The organism is Pseudomonas sp. TH41 (assembly GCF_016650695.1).
In the GTDB taxonomy this organism is placed as follows: domain Bacteria; phylum Pseudomonadota; class Gammaproteobacteria; order Pseudomonadales; family Pseudomonadaceae; genus Aquipseudomonas.
Genome location: NZ_JAEKFH010000001.1, coordinates 153,487 through 177,530, shown reverse-complemented (window position 1 = coordinate 177,530; position 24,044 = coordinate 153,487). Strand labels below are relative to the sequence as shown.

20 protein-coding genes are annotated in these 24,044 nt (G+C 58.8%); 12 read left to right on the top strand and 8 right to left on the bottom strand.

What is annotated here, in order from left to right:
- Nucleotides 1-48: 48 nt before the first annotated feature.
- From JFU37_RS00800 to JFU37_RS00785, 4 genes are all read right to left on the bottom strand, one after another.
- Complete coding sequence (locus JFU37_RS00800; protein ID WP_201111913.1) at nucleotides 49-1,407, bottom strand: DUF1329 domain-containing protein; 1,359 nt, start codon at nucleotides 1,405-1,407, stop codon at nucleotides 49-51.
- 37 nt (nucleotides 1,408-1,444) lie between these two features.
- Nucleotides 1,445-3,349: a DUF1302 domain-containing protein gene (locus JFU37_RS00795; protein ID WP_201111911.1), complete on the bottom strand. Its 1,905-nt coding sequence runs from the start codon at nucleotides 3,347-3,349 to the stop codon at nucleotides 1,445-1,447.
- A gap of 257 nt (nucleotides 3,350-3,606) precedes the next feature.
- A complete protein-coding gene (locus tag JFU37_RS00790; RefSeq protein ID WP_201111909.1) occupies nucleotides 3,607-4,431 on the bottom strand; it encodes an SDR family NAD(P)-dependent oxidoreductase in 825 nt (274 codons plus the stop codon).
- 51 nt (nucleotides 4,432-4,482) lie between these two features.
- Nucleotides 4,483-5,490, bottom strand: coding sequence for an AraC family transcriptional regulator (locus JFU37_RS00785; RefSeq protein WP_342214899.1), 1,008 nt, complete (start codon nucleotides 5,488-5,490; stop codon nucleotides 4,483-4,485).
- 288 nt (nucleotides 5,491-5,778) lie between these two features.
- Here JFU37_RS00785 and JFU37_RS00780 point away from each other — a divergent pair, with 288 nt between their 5' ends.
- The 5 genes from JFU37_RS00780 to JFU37_RS00760 all read left to right on the top strand — a co-directional run bounded on the left by JFU37_RS00780 (nucleotide 5,779) and on the right by JFU37_RS00760 (nucleotide 11,618).
- Entirely contained in the window at nucleotides 5,779-6,834 is a 1,056-nt protein-coding gene (locus tag JFU37_RS00780) for a 3-keto-5-aminohexanoate cleavage protein (protein WP_201111905.1), read from the top strand.
- 113 nt (nucleotides 6,835-6,947) lie between these two features.
- Complete coding sequence (locus JFU37_RS00775) at nucleotides 6,948-8,234, top strand: MFS transporter (RefSeq protein ID WP_342214898.1); 1,287 nt, start codon at nucleotides 6,948-6,950, stop codon at nucleotides 8,232-8,234.
- A 63-nt stretch (nucleotides 8,235-8,297) separates the two neighbouring features.
- A complete protein-coding gene (locus JFU37_RS00770) occupies nucleotides 8,298-8,624 on the top strand; it encodes a Rieske (2Fe-2S) protein (RefSeq protein ID WP_201111903.1) in 327 nt (108 codons plus the stop codon).
- A 19-nt stretch (nucleotides 8,625-8,643) separates the two neighbouring features.
- A complete protein-coding gene (locus JFU37_RS00765; RefSeq protein WP_201111901.1) occupies nucleotides 8,644-10,341 on the top strand; it encodes an AMP-binding protein in 1,698 nt (565 codons plus the stop codon).
- 266 nt (nucleotides 10,342-10,607) lie between these two features.
- Nucleotides 10,608-11,618 (top strand): YeiH family protein, encoded by a 1,011-nt coding sequence (locus JFU37_RS00760; RefSeq protein WP_201111899.1) that lies wholly within the window; start codon nucleotides 10,608-10,610, stop codon nucleotides 11,616-11,618.
- Nucleotides 11,619-11,679: 61 nt separating this feature from the next.
- On the opposite strand, the gene JFU37_RS00755 is transcribed toward JFU37_RS00760, so the two are convergent.
- Nucleotides 11,680-12,081, bottom strand: coding sequence for a carboxymuconolactone decarboxylase family protein (locus tag JFU37_RS00755; RefSeq protein ID WP_201111897.1), 402 nt, complete (start codon nucleotides 12,079-12,081; stop codon nucleotides 11,680-11,682).
- Nucleotides 12,082-12,203: 122 nt separating this feature from the next.
- Between JFU37_RS00755 and JFU37_RS00750 the strand changes: the two genes are divergently transcribed.
- Together JFU37_RS00750 and JFU37_RS00745 are read left to right on the top strand one after the other, a co-directional pair.
- The gene (locus tag JFU37_RS00750) at nucleotides 12,204-13,238 is read left to right on the top strand and encodes an AraC family transcriptional regulator (protein WP_201111895.1); all 1,035 of its coding nucleotides are present in this window, start codon (nucleotides 12,204-12,206) and stop codon (nucleotides 13,236-13,238) included.
- Between the two features lie 563 nt (nucleotides 13,239-13,801).
- Entirely contained in the window at nucleotides 13,802-14,380 is a 579-nt protein-coding gene (locus JFU37_RS00745) for a hypothetical protein (RefSeq protein WP_201111893.1), read from the top strand.
- A gap of 193 nt (nucleotides 14,381-14,573) precedes the next feature.
- On the opposite strand, the gene JFU37_RS00740 is transcribed toward JFU37_RS00745, so the two are convergent.
- Nucleotides 14,574-15,566: a GlxA family transcriptional regulator gene (locus tag JFU37_RS00740; RefSeq protein WP_201111891.1), complete on the bottom strand. Its 993-nt coding sequence runs from the start codon at nucleotides 15,564-15,566 to the stop codon at nucleotides 14,574-14,576.
- A gap of 128 nt (nucleotides 15,567-15,694) precedes the next feature.
- Between JFU37_RS00740 and JFU37_RS00735 the strand changes: the two genes are divergently transcribed.
- The 4 genes from JFU37_RS00735 (at nucleotide 15,695) to JFU37_RS00720 (ending at nucleotide 19,871) form a co-directional block, all read left to right on the top strand.
- Nucleotides 15,695-16,921, top strand: a complete 1,227-nt coding sequence (locus tag JFU37_RS00735; protein ID WP_201111889.1) for an acyl-CoA dehydrogenase family protein — start codon at nucleotides 15,695-15,697, stop codon at nucleotides 16,919-16,921.
- A gap of 37 nt (nucleotides 16,922-16,958) precedes the next feature.
- On the top strand, nucleotides 16,959-17,672 hold the full coding sequence (locus JFU37_RS00730; protein WP_201111887.1) for an NAD(P)H-dependent oxidoreductase: 714 nt from the start codon (nucleotides 16,959-16,961) through the stop codon (nucleotides 17,670-17,672).
- 195 nt (nucleotides 17,673-17,867) lie between these two features.
- Nucleotides 17,868-19,583 carry an amidase gene (locus JFU37_RS00725; RefSeq protein ID WP_201111885.1) on the top strand — a complete coding sequence of 572 codons (1,716 nt, stop codon included), beginning with the start codon at nucleotides 17,868-17,870 and terminating at the stop codon, nucleotides 19,581-19,583.
- Nucleotides 19,584-19,721: 138 nt separating this feature from the next.
- Complete coding sequence (locus JFU37_RS00720; protein ID WP_201111883.1) at nucleotides 19,722-19,871, top strand: hypothetical protein; 150 nt, start codon at nucleotides 19,722-19,724, stop codon at nucleotides 19,869-19,871.
- Nucleotides 19,872-20,059: 188 nt separating this feature from the next.
- Here JFU37_RS00720 and JFU37_RS00715 read toward each other — a convergent pair whose 3' ends face one another.
- Nucleotides 20,060-21,385, bottom strand: a complete 1,326-nt coding sequence (locus JFU37_RS00715) for an OprD family porin (protein ID WP_201111881.1) — start codon at nucleotides 21,383-21,385, stop codon at nucleotides 20,060-20,062.
- 146 nt (nucleotides 21,386-21,531) lie between these two features.
- On the bottom strand, nucleotides 21,532-22,881 hold the full coding sequence (locus JFU37_RS00710) for a GntT/GntP/DsdX family permease (protein ID WP_201111879.1): 1,350 nt from the start codon (nucleotides 22,879-22,881) through the stop codon (nucleotides 21,532-21,534).
- A 288-nt stretch (nucleotides 22,882-23,169) separates the two neighbouring features.
- Here JFU37_RS00710 and JFU37_RS00705 point away from each other — a divergent pair, with 288 nt between their 5' ends.
- The gene (locus JFU37_RS00705) at nucleotides 23,170-23,841 is read left to right on the top strand and encodes a glutathione S-transferase family protein (RefSeq protein ID WP_201111877.1); all 672 of its coding nucleotides are present in this window, start codon (nucleotides 23,170-23,172) and stop codon (nucleotides 23,839-23,841) included.
- The last annotated feature ends 203 nt before the right edge of the window (nucleotides 23,842-24,044 follow it).

Sequence of the window (24,044 nt, the reverse complement as noted above, 5' to 3'; positions counted from 1 at the left end):
AGAACTGTCCGATCACACATCGGGCAGTAGAGAATGACGACGAAGCAATTAGCGGATACCGGCACCCGCCAGCGATTCCGGTGACCATTGAGTCTTGCTCAGCGCCTCGCTGTACTTGATGCCGCCGTATGGGCCTGGAAAGCCGACGGCGCTGTAGGTGCCGCCGACCAGGTCGTAGCTCAGGTAAGGCGAGGCATCCGGCACCTGTTGGTCATAGCTTTGGCTGAGGAAGGAGTAAACGCCTCGGTACAACTGGCCGTTCGCATCGTATTGGTCGGATGCCAGTGCGACCCAGCTGTCCTCATCCAGATAGAAGCGGCGCTTGGCGTAAACGTGACGTGCTCCCGCTTTAAGGGTCGCCTCGACCACCCATACGCGATGTTTCTCCCAGCGAACGAAATCCGGCGCCAGGTGGTTCGGGGTCATCATCGGCTTCAAATCGTTCTGATAAGTCACACGGTAGGTGTTGTACGGAACGATCATTTCCTGCTTGCCGATCAACTTCCAGTCATAGCGGTCCAGCGCACCGTTGAATACGAAAGAATCATCCCAGGTAGAGGCTCCAGCGGCGCCTGGGTTAGGCGTATCGTAGGCCAGGCTCGGCGCCAGCTTCACGCGACGCTGCCCCGGCAGGTATTGCCAACCACGGCGCGGTTGCACCAGTGGGTTGACCGCATCACGCAGCAGCACAGCCTCACCGGCACGACGGGCTGGACCGGTGAAGGCCAACTTGATCTGGTAATAGGTGTCCGCGGCCGCGAGCGGTTTGGACAGGTCGTCATAGGCGGCATAGTTGATCTGCGCGATGCCGGTCGTGGCCAGGCTGGCTACACCGGCGGAGTCGACGTTCCAGTTGTCGTACTTGCTCTGGATATTGACGCCCTGGTAGCGCAGCAAGTGGTTCCAGATGGCCTCGGCGCCTGTCTTCGGGATCGGAAATGGTATGCCTGGCAGCGCATTTTCGATGGAATTGCCGCCGTCGGTCGAGCGAGCCGCGGTGGCATTTTTTACCGTGTTGTCCAGCACGCCCGAAGGCAGCGCGGCAGTACGATGGGTCGGGAAGACCTCGATTTTGAAACTGGGATAACGCTTGGCCAGCTCGGCGGTCACCGCGGTCAGTTGCCCCTTGTACTGGTCGACGTTCTTGCCGTCGATCACCAGCAGCGGTTTTTCTGCAGCGAACGGATCGGGGCGCCCTTTGTCACCCGCCTTGAAGCCGGCCGGCGGAGTGGTCAACCCCCCCTCATAAGCCGGAATGGAACCGTCGGCATTACCGGCTTTCTCGGCGCCGATCCGGGTCAACTGGTTACCCAATTTGGCCGCTTCGGTGGCGTCGACAGCTGCGTGGGATGGCCCCGCAAGGGCCAGGGCCAGGGAGGCGGCCATCAGGGTATAGGCGAATTTCATCTTATTGTTCTCCTGCTTGCGCTTGGCAATGGGTGGATCAGAAGGTGGTTTTCAGGGTCAGGTAAACGGCTCCCCGATCCTCGGTGGCACCGGAGCCGGAGGCGGACGCAAGACCGCCCGCGTAGCAGGTGTAACGCTGCGTGGCATCAAGGGCGTTAGGGGTTGAACCATCGTTTGCGCCGTCGTCACAGTTGGTGGTTTTGCCGAAGGCGTCGACGTACTTGAGGTCTACGTAATACTTGTTATAGATGGCAGCACCGATCCCGACGGCGTAGTTGCCGGCGTCTTTCGCACCACCTGCTACCACAGGCGAAACGCCGTCGATGCCGACGTTGACCGACATCGGTGCGCTCAGGTCCACACCGGGAAACACCTGGTACCAGGTCGGCGTGAAATTGACGGCGATGCCCCAGTTGTCCCGGGTAGGTTTGTCGATACCGTGATAGGTGTCTTCGCCCTTATAGAGCGCCTTGTTTTTGCTATCGAGGCTCAACAGGTTGCTGTAATACAGCTCGCCCAACAGACTGGCCGAATCGAAAAACGGGGTTTTGGCGATAGAGACCAGACCATTGATGGTCCAGTGCAGCGTGTCGCCCGTGGCGGCCAGGCTGTCACCGTCCTTTGGCACATCCGTGATCACGCCGGTAGCCGGACTACGCGCAGGGAGCAGGCCAAGACCTGCCGCCAACCCACCGGCACCTGGGGCACTGATGATCGCCGGAATGCTGGCCAGCGGCATGTTGTGGCGAATGTTCAAATCACTGCCGACGCTGACACCGCCCACTTCCTTGGACAGACTCAGCCCGTAGATATCGATGTCATCGCCATAGGCGAATTCATAGGTGGCGGTGCTGATCGAGTTACGCAGCCCTGCTACGCCGCCCACGCTAGTCAGGCCTCGAGTGTCCAGGACCGCTTGAGGGAGAATGTCCGAGGTCTTGCGGTAGTAGGCACCCAGGGTGCCATCCAGCCACTCGGGCGACCATTTGACCATCAGCCCCCAGTCACCCTGGTTGTCCGGGGTGTAGTCATGGCCGCGGCGGACGGTCGTCAGCGTGCCGTTCGGCCCGGCCAGCCCCGCACCACCCGTATGCCCCAGAAGAAACGACTGAGCGCCGAAGCCGACCACGTCGGACCCGCTGTAGTAGGTACCGGCCTCAGGCAAGCGCGCGCCATCCCAATCAAGGAAATACTGAGCGCCGAAGGTCAGTTCGGGGGTGAGGGTGAAGGTGGTTGAAATCTGATTGCGCGGAACGAACAGTTCTTTGGCTTCCGTGCCCGGCGAGGCCGCCAATTTGGCCAGGTCGAGGCCGGACTGGCCATAACTGATCGAATGCACCGGGTTGAGAATGGTCTCGCCCCAGAACACATTGTGCTGACCCGCCTTGATATTGATCAGAGACTCGTCGCCAACTTGGGCGTTGTAGAACACGAAGGCATCAAGGACTTCACCCGACGGGCCGTTGTAGTAACGCTGGGCATAGTTACTCAGGTGCGGGCTGCCAAAAATGGCTGGCGCTGCCGGATGCCCGCCAAACCCGGCAATCGACGAGTAATCATCGTTGCCATTGACGAACGGGTTGGAGTTCGAGCCGGTGTTCTCGTAAGCCTTGTCGTACCAGCTCGCAGTGCTGACACGAAAGCCCATCTTGCTTTGATAGACCAGATCCAGTTCAGTCAGCAGATCGACACGATTGGTGATGTTAGTGCCGGCCTTGCGGAAGTTGTAATCACCGTCGTTACTATTGGGCGTACCCAGGATGCGCTTGTCGGCATTCTCCGTACGCACGCCATAGTTGTACTTGACGGTATTGTCGAAACGGATGGCCCAGTCTTCGCTGCCTGTGTCCAGTTCAAAGGCATGGGCGGCCGGCAGGCTCGTAGCCAGGATAGCCGTGGCAAGCAGTTGGTGCCGCGCGGACAGGAGGTTGCGACTCTTCATCGGGTGATACACCTTTATTGTTTTTGTTGTGGCTTGACGTCAGGCACGGCTGCTGACTCCTGTCCTGGTCTCGGTAGTCGACCAGGTCAGGGGCTTGCTCCAGCCTTGCGGCTAACGACGGGTATTAGGAGTTCATGCTACGGGTGGGTAAGCGGTTGTCCCGGAACTCACTCTAAGAGCATCGCTTTGATCCGGATTGACTTATCGGGGCATCGGTTTGACATTTCGGGACACCCAACAGGACGCCCCGAAAAACCTCAGATGTAGGTACCGCCACCGGCGTTGATGATCGAACCGACCAGGTAGCACTCATCGGAAGCCAGATGGGATACCAGCGCCGCGTATTCCTCGCCCTTGCCCAAACGCCCCAGAGGCATGACCTGTTTGAACACGCTGAGTTGCTCAGGCGATTGCTGATCCATGTAGCGCTCGAAGGCCGGGGTCTGTACGCCACCCGGGCAGATTGCATTGACCTGCACATTGGCACCGGCCACCTCGTAGGCCACCGCGCGGGTGAAGGCAATCACCGCGCCTTTGGCTGCGGAGTAGTGCGGGCTATGCGCACCCATGGCGGAAATACCGGCAATGCTGGCGATGTTGATGATCTTGCCATAGCCCTGTGGCTCCATGCGCTGCAAGGCCGCGCGGGTGCAATAGAACACGCCGTCGACGTTCACCGCCCAGAAGCGCTTCCATTCTGCATCGTCCATATTGCGGGTGATCTCCAGCGACTGACGGGGCAGCGGCTGGGTTACCAGCGCGTAATGACGCTTGCGTCGCTCATCATCATGCGGTTTATCCGGCACCAAGGCGGCATTGTTGACCAGGATGTGCAGTGTGCCGAAACGCGCGTCGATCTGGCCGAACATGGCGTTCACATCAGCGCTCGACGAGACATCGCAGCGCAGGGCCAGGCATTGCGCACCGACTTCCTCGATCATGGCACGTGTGGTTTCAAGCGCCTGTTCGTTGATGTCGCAAATGACCACATTGGCGCCTTCACTGGCCATGCGCAGGGCAATGGCTTGGCCCAACCCACCTGCGCCACCGGTAATCAAGGCAACTCGACCATTCATTTTCATGGGTGAACACTCCGTCTTGGGGGAGAACGCAGTGTCGCCCAGACGTGGGCATCAGCCTTGACTTAGCGGGACATCGACCTGCCAGGTGGGCGAATCGCTGCCAACCTGCTTGGCCCGGCTTCGCCATTCCCGTGGCGAACAACCGAACTCAACGCAAAACCAGCGAGTAAATGAAGTCGGAACCGCGTAACCAATCATCATGCCCACTCGTTGCAGGGAATAATTTTTGTTTGCCATGTAATGCAAGGCGAGTTCGCGACGCACAGCGTTCAGCAACTCGGAAAATGTCAGGCCGGCCTCGTCGAGTTCTCGTTGCAGAGTTCGCACGCTGACGCCTTTGGCATAGGCAACCTGATTGATGGTGGCGCGCCCGACCGGCATCAACAAATAGATCGCCTTGCGCACATCGAAAATCACCGAGTGCTCACTAGCTCCTGCCATCGAGTCCATGAACTGGCGAGCGTAAATAGCCATCGCCGGGTCGGCTTGCGGATTGAGTTGATCGATATCCGCGCCATTACAGACGATGCCATCGAATTCGGCGTCGAACACCACCCGGCAACGAAAGAATCGCGTGTAGTCCTGCAGGCTTGCCGGGGCCTCATGGCTGAAATGAATGCTGCGCGGATGCCAGTCGCTACCCATAAGCGATTTGCACGTACGGTGCAGGATGCCGATTGCCAGTTCGGCGGCTTGACGCTTGGGTACGCCCGCCTCGGCCATGATTTCATCACGGATCAGCACCGTGTTTCCCACCGTTTCCAGGTTCATGGCCAGCGTCCGATTTAGCAGATGCCGATACTCGATACTGGTGAGCAACATATCGCGCAGTGTGCGCTGATGACTGAACAGCAAGCTGATGGCACCGAGGTCCGAGAGTCGTCGGGCCTCTGCCATGCGCAGGCCAAAGGTCGGGCAGGATGAGCGAGCCGCCGAGCTTTCCAGCAGCTTGAGCGCCGCCTCCAGCGGTAGCATGCATTCCGGGTCGTTCAGCATGGCCGGCGTCAGACCGACGCCTTGCAGCATCTCGCTCGGATTCAAACCAAGGCTCTGGGCCACCTCCCTGTAATTCTTGAGAGTTGCAGCTCTTACGAACGCTCCCATCGCACATTCTCCAGTGATGTCGGCCGCGATATCAGCGAGGCCTGCACTCGATTATATGGCACCGATTGAAAACTCACGCAACGAGCGCACCGACCCTATAACACGCTGCCGCTGGCACGTAATGAAAGGTTTTTGGCACGTCTTGAGAGGTTTTCACCTGCCATCTGCCTCAAAGTACAAGCCATGAACCAGCGTCATCAACACCTTGAAAAGCACAAAAACAACAACAGACTGGAGACATGCATGAACTTTCTCGACGGATCCCTGCACCCCGAAAATCAACAGAAGCTCGTCATCACCGTTGCGCCCTACGCTCCCGAGTGGATGCCTTCGGACTTCCCGGAAGACATTCCGGTCACCATGGCAGAGCAGGTTCAGATGGCGGTCGACTGCTACAACGCCGGCGCCACTGTACTTCACCTGCATGTCCGCGAGCTGGATGGCAAGGGTTCCAAGAGACTGTCCAAGTTCAATGAATTGATCGCCGGCGTCCGCGAAGCGGTGCCGGACATGATCATTCAGGTCGGTGGCTCGATTTCCTTCGCCCCGGAGGATGACAGCGACGTCGCCAAATGGCTCTCCGATGACACGCGCCACATGCTCGCCGAACTCTCGCCGGTGCCCGACCAAGTGACGATTGCCATCAACAGCAACCAGATGAACATCGTCGAGCAGATGTGCGAAGCCGATCTCGCCGGCACCAGCATTGCCACGCCCGAGATCTATCGCGCCTACCGCGAGATGACCATTCCGGCCGGCCCCGAGTGGGTCGAGGAACACATCAAGCGTCTCTCGGCCAGTGGCATCCAGGCGCAATTCCAGCTTGGCAACATCCCCTCGTTCGAAACGGTCGAGCGCATGATGCGCCGTGGCGTGTGCAATGTGCCGTTGGTCCTGACTTGGGTGGCGATTGGTGGCGGCTCCGACGCCCCTAACCTCTACAACCTGGCGAACTTCGTGCGTGCCTGCCCGGACGGTTCCGTGCTGACCCTGGAAACCGCCATGCTCAATGTGCTGCCACTAAACGTAATGGCGATTGCCATGGGGATGCATGTGCGTTGCGGCACCGAGGACAACCTCTGGACGCAAAGCCGTGATCGCAAGATGAGCAATGTCGAGCAGATCGAGCAACTGGTGCGCATTTCCAGGGAAATGGGGCGCGAAGTGGCCAACGGCAAAGAAGCCCGTGAGATCTACAAGATCGGCACGTTCTACAAGGACGCCGATGAGACGCTGGCCGAGAATGGCTTTGCGCCAAACCGCAAGCCTGGCCAGAAAGGCTTTACGCAACACGGCTGAGTCAAATTTGCGGGGTGCGCGTTCCCTGTACATGAGCGCACTCCGCACGTATCGCGGCACCCAATTTACAAGAGCTGCGCAATGAACGCGGCCGTAACGAGAGGAGAGTCTTCGTGACTTTGCACGCCCCAATAGAAATAGGCGGTGACACCTGGCGACGTATCGCCCGACCCTACGCCTGGGTGGTTTTCGCCCTGACCTTCGGACTGCTGCTGTCAGACTTCATGTCACGGCAGGTGCTGACGGTGGTTTTTCCGCAGCTCAAGGCTGACTGGGGCCTCTCCGATTCCGAGCTGGGCGCGCTTTCCAGCGTCGTCGCCATCGCCGTCGGCGTGCTGGCCTTTCCGCTATCGTTATTCGCTGATCGCTGGGGGCGTGTCCGCAGCCTCATCCTTATGGCCTCCATCTGGAGTCTGGCCACCCTGGTGTGCGGCTTCGCTGCCAACTATCAGGAAATGTTCGTGGCGCGCTTCTTCATCGGCGTCGGCGAGGCAGCCTATGGCAGCGTCGGTCTTGCCGTGGTGTTGAGCATTTTTCCGCCGCAGCAACGGTCCACAATAACCGGCGCTTTCCTGGCCGGAAGCATGGTCGGTTCCGTACTCGGCATCGGTCTGGGCGGCGTCCTCGCGACACATTTCGGTTGGCGTGCGTCCTTCGTTGGCATGGCGATCTATGGCATTGCACTGACGGCTGTGTACGCACTGGTCGTCAGGCCTGCTCGCATCGAATCGCCTCGCCAGAGTGCGGACTCGGGTCTGCCCAAGGTCCATCCTCCGCTCAGAACCCTGTTCTCGACGTCTTCGGTGCTGAGCGTCTATATCGGCAGTGGCCTGCAGTTGTTCACCGTCGGCGCCCTGCTGACCTGGCTGCCCAGCTACCTCAATCGTTTCTACGACATGCCGCTCACCCAGGCGGGTGCAGTCGCCGCGATCTTCATGCTCTGCACGGCGGTCGGCATGCCATTGTGCGGTGCCATCGCCGACCGACTGTGTCACGGCTCACCAACGCGCAAGATCAGGTTGACCATGGGCTACTGCCTGCTCTGCAGTGCTCTGTTGGCCGTGGCTTTTCAGCTTCCGGTGGGCATGGGACAACTGGTCATGATCGGCCTGGCAATGTTCGTTGGCGGTGGCGTCGTCGGCCCCTCCGGCACCATGGTCGCCGACCTTACTCCCCCCGCGCTTCACAGCACCGCAATGGCCACGCTGGCCATTGCAAACAATCTGCTGGGCATGGCCCCCGGCCCCTTCGTCACCGGCTTGCTCGCCGATCGCATTGGCCTCGCCTCGGCGCTACAACTGCTGCCATTGGCAGGCGTTGCAGCTGCCTTGGCGCTGATGGTGGGGGTACGCAACTACCGCACTGATCTGGAACGCGTGTGTCCTCAGCCCTGTTCCTGAGACGAGCGCCATGGCACGCGAAAGCCCTCGTCCAAGCGTCTCCCGCACGCTAGAGGCCAAATCATGACTCGTACCCTGGATGTGCCCGTCTCTGTCGATCTGGGCATGGGTAAACGCGCTCGCGTGCAGTCCGACGGCATCGATATCGCGTTGTTCAATATCGAGGGTCAGATTTACGCCATCAACGACAGTTGCCCGCACTCCGGCGCCTCGCTGTTGTTCGGCAAACTCGACGGTCGCTTCGTGCAATGTCCCGCCCATGGACTGCGTTTCGACCTTGCCACTGGCTGCATGCGCGGTGGCGGCATGACCGTGCGCGCCTATCCCGTCGAGGTCGTCGAAGGTCGCGTGCGTATCACTCTGCCCGTCCCCATCACCCATCAACAATAACTTCAAAAGCAGGTTGATCATGACCACTTCCTTCACCCCTCCTCGTCATTGGCAACAGAGTTACGACGCCCGCGTACCGACGGACATCAACCCCGATGCCTGGCCTTCTATCGTGGCGATGGCGCAAGAGGCAATGCAGCGTTATGCAGGCCACACAGCATTCCGCTGCTTCGGGCACTCACTCAGTTATGCCGATGTCAACCGGCAGTCGTGCGCATTTGCTGCCTACCTGCAGCATGAAGGTGTGCGTCGTGGGGATCGTGTCGCGGTCATGCTGCCCAATATTCCGGCATTTCCCGTTGCGATGTTCGGTGTCCTCCGAGCCGGCGCAGCCCAGGTTAACGTTAATCCGACGTACACCGCGCAAGAGCTCTTGCACCAGCTCAACGACGCTGGGGCCCAGACCATTGTCATCATCGCCAGTGCGCTCCCGACACTGGAAACGATACTGGTCGGCACAACCATCAGAAAAGTCATCGTGGTACACCCCGGCGACACCTTGGACGGGGCGGTGGTGACCGCCGACATCGATACCCAATCATCGCAGAGATTCCCGTTGACGCGTTTCGACGATGCCCTGCGCTTGGGCAGCGCATTGCCAGTTACACCGGTCGACCTGACGGGTGATGACTTGCTCTTTCTGCAGTACACCGGCGGTACCACTGGCCCCTCAAAAGGTGCCGCCCTCTCTCATCGCAACTTGATCGCCAACATTATGCAGGCGCGCGCTTTTCTCCCTGACATGTTCGACACTGACGGTGACAACGTTGTGGTCACGGCACTCCCGTTGTTCCACGTGTTTGCTCTGATGGTGAATCTGCTGACCTGCTTTTCGGCCGGGGCCGAGAATTGGCTGATCCCCGATGCGCGCAATAGCGATGATCTGGTCGACACGCTGATCGCGGCCCGGCCGACGCTGTTGACAGGGGTCAATACTTTGTACGGCGCACTGGTGCGCCATCCACGCATTGGCGAAGTGGATTTCTCGCGCTTGCGACTGGCCATTGGCGGTGGCGCCGCCGTACTGCCGGCAACTTCGGCGCAGTGGAAGCACATCACCGGTCAGGAAATCCTCGAAGGCTACGGCCTCTCCGAGACGTCGGCCATCCTGTGTCTGAACGTCATGGGACGGAGCAATTTCTCTGCAGCCGTTGGTTTGCCGTTGCCTTCGACCGACATCGTGCTGCTCAAGGACGATGACCAACCGGCCACGCTCGGCGAGGCCGGAGAAATTTGCGCCAAGGGGCCGCAGATCATGTCCGGTTACTGGCAAAAACCCACTGCCAACGCCACTGCGTTTACGGCCGATGGCTATTTGCGCACCGGCGATATCGGCATCTTTTCCACCAACGGCTTACTCAAGATCGTCGATCGCAAGAAGGACTTGATCATTGTCTCGGGCTTCAACGTTTACCCCAACGAGGTGGAAGCCGTTGTTGCCAGCTGCACAGGTGTCAGCGAGTGCGCCGTGATCGGTATGCCGGATGAGCGCAGCGGTGAATCCGTATGCCTGTACGTCGTCAAGGCCGCCAATGCCACGCTCGATGAAGCCATGCTGATCGAGCACTGCCGCGCGCATCTTGTGGCCTACAAAATACCCCGCCACGTGCGGTTCCTGGCGGCATTGCCCAAGTCCACGGTGGGCAAGATATTGCGTAAAGACTTGCGCGCACTCGCGACCTCGGGCAGTTCGACTGAAACGATTCTGGTCGGTTGAACGACGCCGCACACTGCATCTGTGGCGAGGGAGCTTGCTCCCGCTGGACTGCGCAGCAGGCCCATTTTTGGGGCTGCTCCGCTGCCCAGCGGGAGCAAGCTCCCTCGCCACAGGTTACTCAGCGGCATTAGGCCCGTCGGCGGTCTTTGGCATCAATTGAAAGGTGCCTGGCATGAAATGAGAAGTTCTCAAACAGCCGTCGCCCTAGAGTTAATCACCTGCCCGTTTCCACATCCCCACGGCATCGCCAGCGAGGACTCCACTTCATGAGCTCAATCGCTCTCGTCAATATTCACACCCGCGCACTCGACCTCGCGCCGGGTTTAATCGTCAGCGTGATCGTTGCAACAGCGGCGACTTTCCTCTCTGAGCACTATGGTGCGCCAGTGATGCTGTTCGCGTTGCTACTTGGCATTGCGATGAATTTTCTATCCGGCGAGGGCAAGTGCAAGGCCGGTATCGAGTTCACCGCACGCGTTGTTCTGCGCCTCGGTGTAGCCCTGCTGGGAATGCGCATCACTCTGGAGCAGATCGCCACGCTGGGCTGGAAGCCGGTGGCACTGGTGGTCATTCTGGTGGTGGTGACGATTGCCGTTTCGATCCTGGCGGCCAAGGCGCTGGGCTTCAATCGCCTCTTCGGCATGCTCACCGGTGGTGCCACGGCGATCTGCGGCGCCTCAGCAGCCCTGGCCCTGGCTGCTGCGCTTCCCAACCATCCGCAAAAGGAGCGCGCTACCCTGTTCACCGTGATTGGCGTGTCGGCGCTGTCCACTTTGGCGATGATTCTCTACCCGATGATCGCGAACTGGTTCGCGTTGCCGCCGCAAGTGGCCGGTGTTTTTCTCGGTGCCACCATCCATGACGTCGCCCAGGTGGTTGGCGCCGGCTATAGCATGTCCACCGAGACCGGCGACACCGCCACCGTGGTCAAGCTGATGCGGGTGGCAATGCTTTTGCCGGTCATTCTCTGCGCCACGCTGATCACTCGTGCGCAGGGTGCGGACCCAACTGGCAAGCGCCCTCCACTGCTTCCCATGTTCGCCGTCGGCTTCCTGATCCTGGCCTGTATCAACAGCACCGGTTGGGTCGCGCCAGCGGTGCAGGGCTTCGTCAACGAGCTGTCGCGTTGGTGCCTGGTGATATCCATTAGCGCCTTGGGCATGAAAACCCAGCTCAAGGAACTCGCCACGATCGGCATCAAGCCGATTCTTTTAATGGTGGGGGAAACCGTGTTTCTCGTTGGCCTGGTGCTGCTATTGCTGCATTGGGGATTGTAAAGCGTGGGTCTGCGAAGGCCGGTCCGGCCTTCGCATCCGAGCGAGGAGTGACGTGATGAATTCAGAACGTGCCTTTCACCGGACCATCGACAGCCAGCTTCTGCGCTTCCTCGATGAGAATCGGGGCGCCCAGCGCCATGCTGTGGATGCCCAGTATCGTAGTCAACTGCAGCACCGCCAGTATTTCCTCGACGCTGACGCCCAGTTCGAGTGCCTTGCGGATGTGGCGACGCACACCCGGGGCATACATATGAGTGCAGGAGGCATCGACAGCGATGGCGATCAATTCGAAGGTCTTGGGGTCCAGAATCCCCTTGCGTATCGGGTGTGTGGCCATGCCGACAAACTTTTCCATCCACTCGGCATCCAGCTCGGCCAGCGGGTCCCAGGCGTGATTCCAGTTTCCAGAATCACGCATGGCATCGCAGGTAGGGGTACCGGGTTTGGTTTGATCGTCATTCATTTGCAGTTCCTCAAGGTTGAGTGGTTGCTTTCAACTCTAAGCGTGCCGATGCCACCTGTATTGACTATAGGGGGCGCGGACATGACATCTCGGGACACATGCAACGTATGGGTAAATCCTCAATGAAAGGTCTTGTTCGAAGTGCCAGCCTCACCAACTACGCGGAAATTGCCCGCTCGTTGAACGTCGAGCCCATGCAGCAACTGCGTCTTGTCGGTCTTGATCCACGCTGCTTGTTGCAGCCGGACCTGAAAATTTCCATCGAAGCAGTGGCACGGTTGCTGGACAGTTCGGCGCGGGAGGCCGGCGTAGAAGATTTCGGCCTGCGCATGGCAGAAAGTCGCAAAGCCTCCAATCTCGGGCCCCTGGCACTGTTATGGCGCGAGCCAACCCTGCGTTCAGCCTTGAAGGCGCTCCAGGAATTCCTCTATCTGCACAATCAGGGTTTGGTCCTGGATATCGAGGAAAGCGGCGGTGTGGCTGTGTTACGGCTTGAGCTGGTGACGGTCAGCCACTTGTTTGTGCGCCAGTCGGTGGAGTTGGCGGTAGCGGTTACTCACCGAATGCTGAAGGCCTTGCTCGGTAATCACTGGCATCCTTCAGCGGTCTGTTTCCGTCACTGCGCTACCCTGGACGATAGCCGGCATCAGCGTGTGTTCGGCACGGCTGTACAGTTCAACTGCTTGATGGACGGCATTGTCTGCCGCACCAGCGATCTCGACCGGGCCCTGCCCAGTGCCGATCCAGAAATGGCCCGCTGCGTTCATCAGTACCTGAAAAGTATTCGCGAAGACTCCAGAACTGCCCTGTTGGAGCAGGTGCACCAGATGATCTGGGTGCTGCTGCCCACTGGACGCTGCTCGGTGGAACAGGTAGCGGCCCACCTGGGACGTGACAGACGGACGCTGCATCGGCAACTGACGCGGGAGGGTGAGACGTTTTCTTCACTGCTGGATCAGGTACGCGGGGAACTGGCGACGCGTTACCTGGCAAACCCCCATCATCCCTTGAGCGAGATTGCTGGCGTTCTGGGTTTTTCCGAACTGAGCGCCTTTTCCCGCTGGTTCAGCCGGCTCTTCGATTGCAATCCATCGTCCTGGAGAACTCAGTCCTCCCCGATCGCAACAAGAAAGCCTGCAGCTCAGCTATTCAATTAGAGGATGCCCGGATGTCGGCACGATCCCCCACGTTGCGGGCACTAGCCGATGGTCATGGTCCTGCTGCGAGCCACCCTGCTCACAACCGCACAGTCAGCCGGGTCCAACTATAGGGCAGCGAAACCCATAGAAAAACCCAAGCTATCGCCTAAGCTCCAGGAAGGGATAGTGGGTGCGACCACTCATGGCACCACACTATGAAACACACACCACTAATGCGATTCCATGGATTGAATCCAAGCCACTTGACCTTCAGGTTTTGGAGATGTCGATGTGCAAGCATTTGAGTCCATTTTTTTTACTTGCCGCTACCATCTGTCTCAGTGGAGCATCCTGTCACGACCATAAAGATGAAGACAATTCGCAGGACAAACCATCGATGGAGGGTGGCCAAAACCGGATGGGGGCCGGGATTGTGCCCCGGCAACAAATTCAACCCAGAATGAACAGAACTCATTGAGCAGGCATATCGGCAATCGGTGACTATGCTTTCGCGTGAGCAACGCGCTCTGACCCAGTATTCGCTGCGTTGCCCCGTCAGCCACCATATGGAAAACAGGCCAATGAAACCGATCCGGTCCCTTGCCCACGCTGTTGCTCTCGCCTCACTCATGTCCACCTTCAGCTTTGCGGCCCATGCAGCCGATGTGCCGCTGGGTAGTACTGCTCTGGAGGGTCACATCATTACGCACGTACTGGCCGTCGATGCGGCGAATTATCAGGTCACTGTGGAAGGTTCCGACAAAAACCCGGTACCCATCCAGCTCACCGACAAGGCCAAGGCCCTGCACAACCTGAAAGTCGGCGACAAGGTCGACATACACGTTGCCCGCTCGATTGCCTACGTGCTCGACACTGATGTCGACAGCGATAGAGGTGTCAGTACTAAAACAGGGATCACCCGCGCCGACAAGGACAACCCTAATCCGGGCGGTGAGGCATTTCGCCAGGTCAAGGTCACGTCGAAGATCACCCACATTGACTTGAAAAAACATGAGGTGACCTTGCTTCCTCCAGAAGGAAAAGTAAAAGTCGTCAAGGTCGAGGACCCCGAGCTCCAGGCTCGCATGAAGAACCTCAAGGTCGGTCAGACGGTCGACGCCATCTACACCGAAGTGCTGAAAATCAAAACCTCACGCTAGCACCGTACGCTGACCAGAGAAGGCCTCGACGAAGACGATCTGTGCAGTACTGTGATTGCTCACTCTGGTTGGCGATTCGTCCTACCGTGCCGCCCCGGACCGGTTATCCCCGGTCCAGGTCAAAGACAGACAGTCGCTGACGACAGCATCTGACAAAAGGCCCTGCGCAGGACCCGATCGACGGCGTTTTCAGTTAATCCGCTTTTGGTAACTGAAATCTGGCCCGATACGCCCCCGGCGTAAATCCAACCCGCTCACGAAACAGGCGGGAAAACGAGCTGATGTCGCTATAGCCAACATATTGAGCGATTCGCTCGGTGCTCAGGTCGCCGGCTTCCAGTAACGCTCGCGCCGTATCGATGCGCAAGTTCTGCAAATAGGTCAGGGGGGACTGCTCAAGCACACTATTGAAGCGGCGTATCAGTGTACGTTCGCTGACTGCCAATCTCGTTGCCAGGTCTTTCATGCGTATCTGATCCGCCAGGTGATCCTGTAGCCACTTCTGTGCGCGCTGAATCAAGGGGTCATTGTGGGTGTTGTCGGCAATAAGTGGCTGCAAAGGTGTCTGTGTCGTTTGAGTCAAATCGATCAGCATGCTGCGTGCGCACTGCATGGCTATCGCCTTTCCCGCAAATTGATTGAGCACGTGGACCGATTGCAACAAGAAGGTGGCGTGTGCGCCGCCACACACGAGTCGCTCAGATTCAGTGACCAGAGGACGCATTTGCAGATCGACCCGCGGGAATCGCTCGCGAAAATGCCCCTCCAGCCACCAGGTGGTCGTTGCAGTTCTGTTATCGAGCATGCCGGTATCGGCGAGCAGAAAGGTACCCGTGCAATTCGCGCACAGCCATGCACCCTGCTCCCATTGCTTGATCAGCCATTCGCGCACGGCTATCTGATTATCCAGAAATTGCTGGAAATGCTGCCAGCCTCGGTAATGCAGGCTTGGGATAAAGACCAGATCGTAATTCTGGCTCTGCGGTAGTGGCCGCATGGCAAGTTCAAGTCCATTGCTCGTACGTACAGGCCGCCCGCTCTGCGATATGAAATGCCATTCAAACAATCCGGCTGGCGGCATTCCTTGCCTGGACATATGCGCATTGGCGACCTGAAGCATGTCGGCAAATCCTCCAATAACGGAAGCATAAGAATCGTCAAATCCTAGAATCGCGACGGTAGGCATGGCGACACCTTTTTAAATGGGTATGGCGATATTCGCATATTTACAGTCGTTTTTGCCTATTACGCCATCTCAGGCGTCTCTTTACAGTTCTCGCCACGTTACTTTCCAGGCCGCTTACGAGAGACCTCATGACCCAGACGACTATTCCCCGCTACCAGAACAGCCTGTACCACGACCTCAATACCCCGGAGGAAATCCTGGCTATCCGCCAGGAGGTTCGTCGCTTTGCTGATGAGCATGTCGCACCAGTGGCTTATGCAATTGGTCATACCGAGGAATCCGTCGCAGCCTTCCCGAGCGACCTGTTCGCCAAAATGGCCAAGGCAGGTTTGTTCGGCATCCCATTTGCTGCCGACATTGGCGGACGCGGGCTCAAGTACCCCACCGCAGCCACTGCCGTGATGATCGAAGAGTTGGCCTATCATTCGAACTCGGTGGCCGCCATCGTTGACGTGCATTGCATTCTCGCAGGCAATGCGCTGAATCACGGGTCAGACTCGATCAAGCAACGCTATCTCACTCCTTTGCTCAACGGCGACAAGATCGGGAGCTTTGCCACTACCGAACCAGATGCCAGCACCGACCTGAGCATCCAGGCCATGACCACCCATGCCACGCGCACCGAAGATGGCTACATCGTCAACGGCCGCAAGCGCTTCATTTCCAACTCGCCCGTCGCTGACTTCGTTGTATTGCTCTGCGTCGATGGAGAGCGCATGACCGAGCTGGTCGTTGAACTGAATTGGCCAGGTGTTCGTGTTGGCGAACCAGACAAGAAAATGGGCAACCACGGTCAGTTGACTGCGGATATCTACTTTGACAACGTCAAGGTACCCACGGCGAACGTTGTTGGCCTGCCGGGTCAAGGTCTCAAGATTGCGTTGCAAACGCTGACTTACGGGCGCGTCGGGATTGCCGCGAGCGGGACCGGCATGGCTCAGGCCCTGTTTGATCATAGTGTCGAGCGCCTCAAGACCCGCCGGGCATTCGGTAAAGCCATTGCGCAGTTCCAGCACTGGCAGTTCAAGCTGGCTGAGCGCGCCACTGAAATCGAGAATGCCCGCAACCTGTATCTCAAGGCAGCGTTACGCATGGACGAAGGGCACAGTTTCCCGGAACCTGAGGCCGCGATGGCCAAATGGTACGGCACTAACCTTGCCGGTGAATTTGCCCGTGATGCGGTACAGATCTTTGGCGGTTACGGCTTTATGCGCGAACTCGCGGCTGATGGTTCGCACTACCGAGTCGAAGAGATTTACCGCGATTGCAAGATCGCCGAGATCTATGAGGGTACCAATGAGATTCAAAAGTTGGTCATCGCACGCGGGATCTTTGGTAAAGACATCACAGGCTGATGGGTCTGCCAATTAACGCTCACTGGAGGCCTGTCCAATGAATATCTTCATTATCCATGCACACAACGAGTCGCAGTCGTTCAATACAGCCATGAAAAATCTGGCCGTCGAAGAACTACAAGCGCAAGGACATTGCGTCGACGTTTCCGACCTGTATGCCATGAACTGGAATCCGATCGCCAGCGCAGCTGATTTTGGTAGCCGTGCCAATGCCGACTACCTGACGTATGCACTGGAACAACGTCACAACCATTCGCAGCACACCCTGGCACCGGATATCCAGGAGGAGTTGGACAAGTTGCTGAAAGCAGATCTTGTGATCTTCAACTTCCCGATCTATTGGTTCTCGATGCCGGCGATCATGAAGGGCTGGATAGACAGAGTGCTGATTTCCGGCGTTTGCTATGGCGGCAAACGCTTCTACGACCAGGGAGGCTTGGTTGGCAAGAAAGCCATGCTTGCCATTACCATCGGTGGCCAACCTCACATGTTGGTCAAGGACGGCGTGCACGGTGAACTCAACGATATGCTCCAGCCCATCCTGCGTGGCACGCTGGCCTATACCGGAATGGCAGTGTTACCCACCTTTGTTGCGCATCACGTGCCGTATATCTCCCAAGAGGCGCGCGCCACACTGTTGGAGCAGTATCAGCAGCACTTGCGTTCGCTGGATACCCTCGAAGCGCTTGCGTTCGTATCGCTCAATCAGTTCGACGAAAAGTTGCACCCGACCTCTGCCCCAAATAACTAGCGATATCACCTTCTCTGCTCCCGGCTTCGGTGTTAAATAGGCGGTTCAGGTTGTAAGTCCAGACCCTGTCGCCTAAGGCAGTGCAACGAGAGTCGATATGAGAATCCATTTTGAAAAAAGTGATGCCCGTGAGCCCAACGTCGAGCGTCATGGAAACATTCACCGAATCACCCCTCAGCCGTCGGCGGTAACAGCATGATCGAGGTCACCGAGGTTTCCATTGCCCAACTGCGTACGGCGCTTGAGTCTGGCCAGACAACGGCGGTCGAGCTTGTCCAGGCTTACCTCGCCAGGATTGACGCCTACGACGGCCCCGACACGCCTACCGCCCTCAATGCGGTGGTGGTGCGAAATCCCGATGCGCTCAAAGAGGCGCAGGCGTCCGATGCCCGTCGGGCCAAGGGTGAAGCGCTGGGTCCGCTCGATGGCATTCCTTATACGGCCAAGGACAGTTATCTGGTGAAGGGGCTGACCGCCGCCTCTGGCAGTCCGGCCTTCGTGAACCTGGTGGCTTATCGTGATGCCTTCACCATCGAACGGCTTCGCGCTGCTGGCGCGATCTGCCTGGGCAAGACCAACATGCCGCCCATGGCGAACGGCGGTATGCAGCGCGGGGTCTACGGCCGCGCAGAGAGCCCGTACAACGCTGACTACCTCACCGCCCCTTTCGCATCGGGTTCATCGAATGGCGCTGGGACTGCAACCGCCGCCAGTTTCGCGGCCTTCGGCCTCGCTGAAGAAACCTGGTCGAGCGGACGCGGTCCTGCCTCCAACAATGGCCTGTGTGCCTACACGCCTTCGCGCGGGGTGATCTCGGTGCGCGGGAACTGGCCGCTGACGCCGACGATGGACGTGGTCGTGCCGTTTGCCCGAACCATGGCGGACCTCCTGGAGGTGCTCGACGTGGTGGTGGCGGAGGATCCCGACACACGGGGTGATCTGTGGCGGATGCAACCCTGGGTGCCCATTCCGAGTGTCGCCTCGGTGCGTCCCGCCTCCTATGCCGAGCTGGCCGCGAACACCGATGCACTCGCCGGAAAGCGACTGGGCGTTCCCCGTATGTACATCAACGCGGACCCTGAAGCGGGCACGGCGGACGCGCCGGGTATCGGTGGCCCAACGGGTCAGCGAATCAACACCCGCGCCTCGGTGATCGGGCTCTGGGAACAAGCTCGCCACTCACTTGAAGCGGCCGGCGCCGAAGTGGTCGAGGTCGATTTCCCGCTCGTTTCCAACTGCGAGGGTGATCGTCCGGGCGCGCCGACGGTGTTTACCCGAGGCCTGGTGTCCAAAGAATTCCTACACCATGAGTTGTGGGATCTGACGGCCTGGGCGTTCGATGATTTCCTGCGGGCCAACGGCGATCCGGCATTGAACCGTCTGATCGACGTGGACGGGCCGCTGATTTTCCCGCACGACCCGGGCACCCTGCCCAACCGCGAGGGCGACCTCGTCGCGGGCATGGACGAGTATGTGAGGATGGCCGAGCGCGGCATCACGCCGTGGGACCAGATCGTCACGGTGCCTGACGGTCTGCGCGGACTTGAACAGACCCGTCGAATCGACCTTGAACACTGGATGGATCGGCTGGGGCTCGATGCGGTGCTGTTTCCGACGGTCGCCGACGTGGCGCCGGCGAATGCCGATGTCGATTCAGCGTCTGCGGATATCGCGTGGAGCAACGGCATCTGGGTCGCCAACGGCAACCTTGCCATCCGTCACCTGGGGGTTCCGACGGTCACCGTGCCAATGGGCGTCATGCCGGACATCGGCATGCCCGTCGGTCTGACATTTGCCGGTCGCGCCTATGACGATTCGTCGCTGCTGCGCATTGCTTCGGCGTTTGAGTCGACCGGGACGAAGCGAATGATCCCGCCTCGAACCCCTCCGCTGCTGGCTGGCAAAAAATAGAAGCGGCGGGATTGGGGCACACGCCCCAATCCCGCACAGTCATCATCACCACCGACCAAAGGTGGCTAGCGCCAGAACAAATCTCGAACTCGCTCATGACCGCCGCATCCAATGTATAGGCCAATGGAGGTACGCGACATGAACAAAGATGACCGTAATAACGAGCCCGAGCCCGAAAGTGTTGATGAAACCAATGCGCCCCCTTTAACCCCGGCCCAGGTAAAGGAGGCCGAGGAACTCAGACAAAAAATTGCCGAGATAGAGCGCAAGGTAGCGGATGGTAATTAACGATATTCGAGAAATGTGTTGCCCATAAAAACCCCGGTTCACTGTGGGAGCGAGCTTGCTCGCGATGGACTCAAGAGCGCCGTGTTTAGCCAGTAAACACGCGTTATCGTTAACGACCATCGCGAGCAAGCTCGCTCCTACAGTGAACGGCATGGCGAAACAATTCGGGTTTTTTATGAGATTGCCGGTTACAGCAGCGAAATAGTGTAGTTAACGATAAAGCGATTTTGATCCACATTCCGGCCAGCGTCGGTGTTCGATTTGCCGTTGCGCAAGCTGAAGCCAAGTCCTTTGAGCGTGCCTGATTGAAGGACATAGTCCAGGGTCATGTCGCGCTCCCACTCGGACTGATCGCTGGCGTTTTGGGCTTTGATGTCAGTGCCCTTCAGGTACACGATGGTCGCTTTCAAACCCGGTACGCCCAAGGGTGCGAAGTCATAGGAATATTGGCCGAAATTGGTCTGTTCACCTGCGCGCGAAAAGCTTTGGATCATGCGGTCTGTGGGCAAGTAAACGCTGCCGCCACCCGCACCTTTATCAATCAGGCTACCCTGGTTGGGCTGAACGAAGTTGCTGCCGTCCCCCACACGCTGATGCCCCAGCGACACCGCGTGCCCACTGTTCGCATAAGTGATCATCGCAACCCAGGTGTTGTTGTCGATTTCACCGTTGTTGTCGTCGGTGTAACCCGATACCCGATAGCCTTGTGCACGGCCTGCGGCGGAGCTGTTTGCACCGGTCGATGTGGTGCGGAAGTAACGCAGGTCGGTGGTGAACGAACTGTTGCTGTCGATCGGCAGGACGTGCGTCAGCCCGAAGAAATTCTGGTTGTAGAAATCTTCCATCTGCGCAAAGTAGTACTGCGCCTTCAGATCCTTGGTGACGAAGTAGTCACCTCCCGCGAAGTAGAACTTGTTGCTGTCCTGAGTGCTGCCTGCCACGGATAGACCGGTTCGGTCCGTTGAGGCACGGCCGACCGCATGTTCAAGCACACCACTCGTCAGCATCAGGCCATCGATGTCGTTCGAAGTGATCTGGGCGCCGGTGAACGACTGCGGCAATAGACGGGCATCGTTCGAGAGCAGGATCGGCAGTTTTGGCAGCAACGTACCGTAGCGAAACTCGGTTTTGGCAAAACGCATCTTCGCCGTCGGGCCGAAGCTGCTCCAGGAATCAACAGCACCGTCGCCATCGGTAGGAATCATACCGCTGCCGACATGGCGCCCGGAACCGCTGTCCAGCGTAATCCCGAGCAGCGCCTGCGCATCGAGCCCGAACCCTACCATGCCCTGGGTAAACCCGGACTCGTAGCGCAGCACAAAACCCTGCGCTGTCTCCTCGGTTTTCGAGGGGGCGGCGGTGCCGTCGCGGTTATCGCTGTTGAAGTACAAGGTGCGCATCGACAGGCTGGCCTTGCTGTCTTCCAGAAAGCCGTGCGCGGCGGTGTCTGCTGCCTGCGCGCCCATCGAACTGGTGGCCAGCAAGAGTGCGGCGGGGATTGCTCGCTTAAACATACGGTGCTCCTGGGTAATTTTTTTATGTTTTTTTTGAGTGTTGAACGACCGCAATCCGCCCGTGGCACCTGACACCGGCGCGCACAAAGACGCGCCCGATGAGTGACCATCAGCTTTGAATCTGGAAAGCGATCGGGGTGTTCGAGCTAGATCAGGTAAGAAAGACCCACGGTCAGACCGAACGCGACCACCGAAATAAGGGTCTCGAGCACGGTCCAGGTCTTGAAGGTCTGGGCAACGGTCATGTTGAAGTATTCCTTGATCAACCAGAAGCCGCCGTCGTTGACGTGGGAAAAGATAACCGACCCGGCGCCGGTCGCCAGCACCAACAACTCCGGGTGCGGATAACCCAGCCCCATCGCCACCGGCGCGACAATCCCCGAGGCGGTGGTCATGGCCACGGTGGCGGACCCGGTGGCGATGCGCATCAATGCCGCGAACAGCCAGCCCATGATCAGCGGCGACAGGTGAAATTCGTGGGCCAGGCTGACGATCTGGTCGGTGACGCCGGCGTCCACCAGAATTCGGTTCAAGCCGCCGCCCGCGCCGACCAGCAAGGTGATGCTGGCGGTCGGGGCCAGGCATTCGTTGGTGAACTTAAGGATCGATTCGCGGCTGAAGCCCTGGGCGATACCGAGGGTCCAGAAGCTCAGCAACGTGGCCAGCAGCAAGGCGATCACCGAGTTGCCGATGAACAAAAGGAACTGGTTGAAACCGCTGCCCGGCGTGGAAATCAGGTTGGCCCAACCGCCGATCAGCATCAGCACCACCGGCAGCAGAATGGTCGCCATGGTGATGCCGAACCCCGGCAGGCTGTCGCGCGGTTCACGGTCGAGGAACTGCCGCTCCAGCGGGTTCTCCGCCGGCAGTTGAATGCGCGGCACGATGAATTTGGCGTACAGCGGACCGGCGATGATCGCGGTCGGGATGCCGATCAGAATCGCGTAGAGCAAGGTCTGCCCCACCGACGCCTGATAGACCTGCACCGCCAGCATCGCCGCCGGGTGCGGCGGCACCAGCGCATGCACCACCGACAACCCGGCGACCATCGGCAAACCGACCATCAGGATCGACACGCCCACGCGCCGCGCCACGGTAAACGCAATCGGCACCAGCAACACAAAACCGACCTCGAAGAACAGCGGCAGCCCGACCAGGAAGGCGATGCAGACCATCGCCCAGTGCGCATTTTTCTCACCAAAACGGTCGATCAAGGTGCGCGCCACCTGCTCGGCGCCACCGGACTCGGCCATCATCTTGCCGAGCATCGTGCCCAGCGCCACGACCAGCGCAATGTGCCCCAGGGTTTTGCCGACCCCGGCCTCGTAGGCACCGACCACGCCGGACGCCGGCATCCCGGCCAGCAGCGCCAGGCCGATGGACACCAGGGTGATGACGATGAAGGGATTGAGTCGGTAACGGGCGATCAACACGATCAGCGCAATAATGGCGATGGCGGCGTACACCAGCAGCCAATAGCCGAAGGACAGGGTCATGCGGTACTCCTCGAAAGGGTCACGTCGAATGGATTGTGAAACTCATAAAACATTTCGAGGCGTGATTTTCAAACGAGGCGAAAGTAATTTTCGTATAGGGATAAGGGTTGTCGCACAGAGGCATGGGCCGTCGCTGTTTTTGAAACTCGGTCAGGCGGATTTTCATCCTTCCGGCCTGTTCGTCTTCAGTGGCGACGGCTCCTCGCGCATCTGCGGACATTGGCCAATACTTCAAGGTCTTGCTGGTTGGCAACAGTGCGCGCCACCCTTGCGCCGAGGAGTTGAAAAATGTCGCTGACGCTCTACTACCATCCGCTGTCGTCGTTCTGCCAAAAAGCTCTGATCGCGCTCTATGAGCACGGTATCGATTTCGAGAAGAGGATCATTGACCTCGGGAACGAGGCAGACAGGGCGGAGCTTCAAGCGCTATGGCCAATCGGTAAGTTCCCGGTGATCCGCGATCATGCGCAACAGCGTAGCGTGCCCGAGACCACGGTCATCATCGAGTACCTGGATCGCTTTTATGCGGGTCAGTCCTGCTTGATTCCAGGCGATTGGGATACCGCGCTGGAGGTGCGTCTGTGGGACCGTTTTTTTGATCTTTATGTACAGGAACCGATGCAAGCCATTGTCGGTGATCGGTTACGCGCCGCTAACGGCGACTTGACCAAAGAGCGCTCTATGCTGATGACGGCGTACGGCATGATTGACCGTCAGGTGGCGTCCAGAACCTGGGTGGCGAGTACGGAGTTCAGCCTGGCCGATTGCGCGGCGGCTCCGGCACTTTTCTATGCCAGTACGCTGGTGTCGTTTCCTGATGGCTATGGACATTTGAGGGCGTATTTCGACAGGTTGACGCAGAGGGCCTCATTTCAGCGGGTTATTGATGAGGCCAGGCCTTACTTTTCGCTTTATCCGTTTGTGGAGGCTATCCCTGGGCGGTTTCTGGCCGGGGGTTAGTTGGGTTTTGATTGGGGGTATATCCGTTTTTTTGGTAGCGCCGGCTATTGGTTCCGCCCTTACGGCGGGTCACTTTGAAAAGCGCAAAGTAACCAAACGCTTCTGCCCCTTTCGTTCGGTGCCTCGCCTAGGCTCGGCATGCCCTCGCTCCGGTCCTGCTCCGTGGGCCCGCCGCCATCGGCCATCCATGGCCCAGAGTGTGT